Origin of the sequence: Saccharopolyspora sp., assembly GCF_017434145.1 — a bacterium.
GTDB lineage: Bacteria > Actinomycetota > Actinomycetes > Mycobacteriales > Pseudonocardiaceae > Saccharopolyspora_C > Saccharopolyspora_C galaxeae.
In genome coordinates, this window is record NZ_JAFRFW010000893.1 from 1 (window position 1) to 4,523 (window position 4,523).

General features: G+C 71.1%; 5 protein-coding genes and 1 pseudogene. 5 read left to right on the plus strand and 1 reads right to left on the minus strand.

Annotated features, from left to right (window positions below):
* The 4 genes from IJH84_RS24120 to IJH84_RS24135 all read left to right on the plus strand — a co-directional run.
* Positions 1 to 500 (plus strand): LLM class flavin-dependent oxidoreductase (locus tag IJH84_RS24120; RefSeq protein ID WP_295149398.1); only part of this gene is annotated, 500 nt, incomplete at its 5' end.
* A 169-nt stretch (positions 501 to 669) separates the two neighbouring features.
* A complete protein-coding gene (locus tag IJH84_RS24125) occupies positions 670 to 1,074 on the plus strand; it encodes a hypothetical protein (RefSeq protein WP_295149401.1) in 405 nt (134 codons plus the stop codon).
* Between the two features lie 119 nt (positions 1,075 to 1,193).
* Positions 1,194 to 1,682, plus strand: coding sequence for a hypothetical protein (locus IJH84_RS24130; RefSeq protein ID WP_295149407.1), 489 nt, complete (start codon positions 1,194 to 1,196; stop codon positions 1,680 to 1,682).
* 382 nt (positions 1,683 to 2,064) lie between these two features.
* Positions 2,065 to 2,493, plus strand: a complete 429-nt coding sequence (locus IJH84_RS24135; protein WP_295149409.1) for a hypothetical protein — start codon at positions 2,065 to 2,067, stop codon at positions 2,491 to 2,493.
* 57 nt (positions 2,494 to 2,550) lie between these two features.
* Here IJH84_RS24135 and IJH84_RS24140 read toward each other — a convergent pair whose 3' ends face one another.
* On the minus strand, positions 2,551 to 3,654 hold the full coding sequence (locus IJH84_RS24140) for a glycerophosphodiester phosphodiesterase (RefSeq protein WP_295149412.1): 1,104 nt from the start codon (positions 3,652 to 3,654) through the stop codon (positions 2,551 to 2,553).
* Between the two features lie 432 nt (positions 3,655 to 4,086).
* Here IJH84_RS24140 and IJH84_RS24145 point away from each other — a divergent pair.
* Positions 4,087 to 4,523, plus strand: a pseudogene (locus tag IJH84_RS24145) (phosphoribosylamine--glycine ligase); the annotation flags it as partial.

The following is a 4,523-nucleotide window of genomic DNA, read 5'->3' on the forward strand; positions in this document are numbered from 1 at the left end:
AGCTGGCCGCCGCCGAGGGCCGCACGCTGCGGTTCGGGCTGCGCGCGCACACGATCACCCGCGACACCTCGGCGGATGCCTGGGCCACCGCGCAGCGGTTCCTGGAGCAGATGGATCCGGCCGAGGTCGCGGCCTCGCAGGCGAAGTTCGCCAGGACCGAGTCCACCGCGCAGCGCCGGATGGCCGAGCTGCACGGCGGGGTGCTGCACGGCGACGCGCGGAAGCTGGAGGTGCATCCGGGCCTGTGGCCCGGCGTCGGGCTGCTGCGCGGCGGTGCCGGGACCGCGCTGGTCGGGAGCCACGAGGAGGTCGCGGACCTGATGGCCGAGTACCACGCGGTCGGCGTCGAGGAGTTCGTGTTCTCCGGCTACCCGCACCTGGAGGAGGCGTACTGGTTCGGCGAGGGCGTGCGGCCGGTGCTCGCCCGCCGCGGCCTGCTCAACGAGGTGGCGGCTGCGCCGGCCGGGCCGATCGCCGGTGCTCCGGCTCCGGCCTCCTGACTCGTCCGCCGCGAATCGGCGCGGCGGAGCCGGACGGGCGAATTCCCCGCAGGCACCGGAAGTTCGGCGCCGGTGTGTCCGCGACCACTTGTGCGGGGTATCCCTCGTGATTCTGCGCCGGCGCGGAACGCCGGTGCCCTGCACAGGGATTCACCGCCAAGATGACGATATGGAGATCAACAACACCGGCCGCTCGGCCACCCCGCGATCGCGCCCGCGCCGCTCCGCATTGGGACTGCTGGGCGCGAGCCTGGCGATGAGCGCGCTCGCGTTCACCGCCACCACCGGCGTCGCCAACGCCGCGGCGGACAAGGACCTGGTCGTTTGCAACAAGGGATCGGGTTTCGACGTGAAGGTCTTCGTCCCCGGCGGGAACGCCAGCGACTTCGTCGGGCCGGGCAAGTGCAGCGCCGCCATCAAGGCCGCGGCCGGCGACGACTACAAGTTCACCTTCCGCAAGGACGACGGTCAGCAGAAGGACGGCGACGGGTTCCAGGTCTACGAGGAGGGCACCCGGGTGGACATCACCGGTAGCTACGAGCACTACGACCGCACCCCCTGGCGGATCCACTGATCCGCGCCCCCGCTTCTTGATCCGGGCGATCCCGGTGGGCGGTTCGGGGAGATTCCGGACGAGCGGGTCGTCCGCCGCGGAATAGCGTCTGCTCCGGGCGCAAGAGCGTGGAGGGGGCGGTGATGAAGCGGAACCACGGACTGGACGGCGCACGGCCGAGGGCGGTGCGCTGGTCGATATCGCTGTGGGTGTGCGCGGTTGCGGCGGGCGTCGGCGAGACCCTGGTGCAGGTCGCCCGCGCCGCGCTCGGAGCGCTGCCACCGGACGGGCTCGCGGTGCAGGTTCTGATGCGAGTACTCGTCTACACCGCGGTGCTGTTGCTGGTCCTTCGGTTGCGCCGCGGTGAGCGGGCGGTGCGGCTCGCCGTGGCGGTACTGGTCGGCGGCGTCGGCACGTTGAGCATGATCGGGCAACCGATCATCGCCGTTGCGCAGGGCGTCGCCTGGTCGGACGCGTGGCTGGACGGTTCGGGAGCGTGGGCTTGGACGTTCGCGGCGCTGCGGGCGGTGCACGTCGTCGCCGTGCTCGGCGGTCTGGTCCTGCTGTTCGTGCCTGCGTCGAACGGGTTCTTCCGCCCGCGCGTGACCGGGGTCAGGGCTACCGGCTGATCGCCCTGGCCCGTCGGGCCGCTGGTCGGGCTCGGCCCGCGGCGCGCTCCTCGCGCGCCTGCACGGTCAGGTCCGGGAAGTCGCTGAAGATCCCGTCGACGAGGAATTCGTGTTCGCTGGCGCACCCGGCGGAGGCGTACTGGTTCGAGAGCGCGTGTGCGCATGGTGCCGGCCCGCCGCGGACTGCTGGCCGGCCCCGTACAGCTCGGCCCGGACCCGATTCCGGCTTCGTGCGGGATCTCCCTGAAACCGGAAATGTCGAACACCCGAAAAGGTCGACGGAAAGCACCGGGGGAATTCCCTGAAACGGCGTCCGCCGGTGCGCCGGCCGGGTACGTCGTCGCGCTCGTGATGCGATGCTCGGGGCATGCGAGAAGATGTTGTGAATTCGACGAATGCGCAGTCCCGCCCGCGTCGCCGCGCGTCCGTGCTCGGCTTGATGGGCGCGAGTCTGGCGTTGAGCGCGCTGGCGTTCACCGGCATGGCCGGTGTTGCGAGCGCGGGCGAGAACAACGAGCTCACCGTCTGCAACGAAGGCTCCGGCTACGATGCCAAGGCGGTCACGAACGACGGTGCGCACGCGACCGACTTCGCCAAGCCGGGCGAGTGCAAGACGACCACCGCTCCCGGCTACGCGGGCTACCACATCACGTTCTCCAAGGACGGCAAGACCGAGGACTACGGCGGCGACTTCCTCGCGGTCTACGACGGAGTCCAAGGAACCGGCGTCGTGAACCAGATCAAGAACGATTACGCCAACAAGGAAGTCGTGCCTTACTCGTCCGCGAAGTGGCACAACTGGAAGGGCTGATCGCCGAATCAGCGTCAAATCGGACACATCGAGGAAATTCGCTCGGATGTGCCCGGATCAGTTGATTCCATCGCGCGCCTGCACGGCCAGGTCCGGGAAGTCGCTGAAGATCCCGTCGATGCCCTGGTCCAGCAGCAGGCCGAAGTAGCCGAACACGTCGCCGTGCTGCGCCGGGTCGGCCGAGGAGCGCAGGTCCGCGGGCAGGAAGTCGTTCTCCGCACGCACCGTGTAGGGCACGACTTCGAGCCCCGCGGCGTGCGCGTCGGCGGTGACCGTCGTCGGCTTCGTGAGGTGGTCGTTCTCGTCGACCGGCAGCAGGACCTTGGTGTCCGGGCCGAGCACGTCGGCGTACTCGGCGATCTGCCGCAGCCCGCCGGGTTCGACCATGTCCGCGTAGGTGCGCGGGTCGCCGGCCTCGATGAAGTCCTGCGGCGCGCCGCTGTCGCTGATCAGCTGCACGAGGTCGACGCGCAACGAGCGATCCAGCTCGCGCAGGTTGCCGACCTCGAAGGACTGCACCACCACCCTCGCGTCCGGCCGGTTCAGCCCGTTGTCGTCGAGCGCGCGCACCACGCCCGGCTCCAGCGGCAGCCCGATGCGGCGGAAGTGGCTGGGGTGCTTGGTCTCCGGTGCCACCCCGATGTCCCGGTGCAGTTCCTTGGACAGCCGCTTCGACAGGTCGATGACCTCTTGGAACGTCGGGACCTGGAACTGGCCGTCGTAGGCCGTGTTGTTCGGGCGCAGCTGCGGGATGCGTTCCTTGGCGCGCAGCGTCTTGAGCTCGGCGAGGGTGAAGTCCTCGGTGAACCAGCCGGTCAGCTCGGTGCCGTCGATGACCTTCGTGGTCTTGCGGTCGGCGAACTCGGGGCGGTCGGCGACGTCGGTGGTGCCGCTGATCTCGTTCTCGTGCCGCGAGACCAGCACGCCGTCGGAGGTGCTGACCAGGTCCGGTTCGATGTAGTCGGCGCCCATCCGCGCGGCCAGCTCGTAGGCGGCCAGCGTGTGCTCGGGGCGGTAGCCGGACGCGCCGCGGTGGCCGAAGACCTCGGCCTCGCCGGTGCCGGGACCGCCGGCGGGCTCAGCGCCGGCCGGGATCGTGAGCGTGGCCAACGCGGCCGCGCTGATCACCGCGACGGCAACGGCACGTGTCCGGATCTGCATCAGACCTCCAATGGTTCGGGCACGGTGACCTTCGCCGCCACGAGCGACGAACCGGGCACCGATGCCCGACGTCGCGCCGACCGCCAGGTGAAGGGACGGCGACACGGCCGCCCGGAAGGTTCGCACGCGCCCCGCCTCCCTGCGCCCACACCACCCCGAACGCCGCCTCGGCGAACCCGAGCGGAGTGCAGGTCCCGTCATCGGCCCAGCGGGGCGAACGGCCCCATCACTCGACTCAGCCCAGCCCGATCGGTCGGCGTCGGCGCGTGTCGGACGCCGCGCACCCGCGGCTCTTCACCGGACGCATACCCAGCGCGCGCAGCGGGCGAGTCGGCAGGCAGGTGACCGAGCGGGAGACACCGGGTGTCGCGAGGGCCACCGGCCGCCGGGGTCCTGAACCGCCCGGCCGCGGCAGGTTCTACGCTTCCGGACGTGCGAATCCTCGTGATCGGCGCGGGCGGCCGGGAGCACGCGATCGTGCTCGCGCTGTCCCGCGACCCGTCGGTGACCGCCCTGGCCTGCGCCCCCGGCAACGCCGGCATCGCCGCGCTGGCCGAGTCCTACCCCGTCGACGTCGCCGACCCGGCGTCGGTGACCGAGCTGGCCACCGGCTGGGGCGCGGACCTGGTCGTGTTCGGCCCGGAAACCCCGCTGGTCGCCGGTGCCGCCGATGCGGTACGCGCCGCGGGCATCGCCTGCTTCGGCCCGTCCAAGCAGGCCGCCCGCATCGAAGGTTCCAAGGCGTTCGCCAAGGACGTCATGGACGCGGCAGGCGTGCCGACCGCGCACAGCGAGACCGTGGACAACCCGGCCAAGCTCGACGCCGCGCTGTCCCGCTTCGGCCCGACCTGGGTGGTCAAGGACGACGG